An 827-nucleotide genomic window follows, 5' to 3' on the forward strand; every position below is an offset into this window, starting at 1 on the left:
CGCACTGGTGGACAAGCCATCGCGGGCAGGTACCACCCCTGCTATGCAACGAGATCGAGCGCGAGAGCGCGCGGCTTGCGCTGGTCAGGCAACAGACCAGGATGCTGGAATCCGCGAGCCGCGCCGAGCTGGCCGAGGGCAAGCACCCGCTGGTGGCCCAACTGGCCCGGCTGCGCGCGATCGGGCCCAAGGGTGCCTGGGTGCTGGTCAAGGAAGTGTTTGGCTGGCGACGTTTCGGCAACCGGCGCGAGGTCGCCGGGTGTCTCGGACTCACGCCCACGCCCTACGACAGCGGTGATAGCCAGATCGAACAGGGCATTAGCAAAGCGGGCAACAGGCGGGCGCGCACGATGCTCGTCGAACTGGCCTGGCGCTGGCTGCGCCTGCAGCCCAACAGCATCCTGACGCAGTGGTTTAACCGCCGCTTTGCCGGCAATGGCAAACGCATGCGGCGCGTTGGCATCGTCGCGTTGGCACGGCGTCTCGCTATCGCGCTATGGCGCTACCTGGAGCACGGCGAGATTCCAGCCGGTGCCTCGCTCAGACCTGCGGCGCCGTGAAATTCCAGGGCAACACGGTTCCAATGGCTGGGCAAGCAACACATCCTGATCAAAGGTCGACGCGCCCGCAATGTCCGCTGGTCACCACATCACGGTGACTGCCCCAAAAGATGGGGTGCGCCGGTAACTGGGGTTTGCCAGTGCGCCTTGTGCGCATGCTGCATGAGGTGCAGGAGCTCAACGTCCTGCACGGATAGAAGTTCGTTCCGGTACTGGCTGGAACGCTCGTCACACCCCGACCCTGGATCAGACGTTAATCACACGAAG

Annotated in this window: 1 protein-coding gene; it reads left to right on the top strand. The window is 64.6% G+C overall.

What is annotated here, in order from left to right; genetic code table 11:
- Positions 1 to 560, top strand: a 560-nt coding sequence (locus tag J8I87_RS44070; protein ID WP_209938927.1) for a transposase, incomplete at its 5' end; no start/stop codon positions are given.
- Positions 561 to 827 lie beyond the last annotated feature (267 nt).

The organism is Paraburkholderia sp. LEh10 (genome assembly GCF_017814945.1).
Classification (GTDB): Bacteria; Pseudomonadota; Gammaproteobacteria; order Burkholderiales; family Burkholderiaceae; genus Paraburkholderia.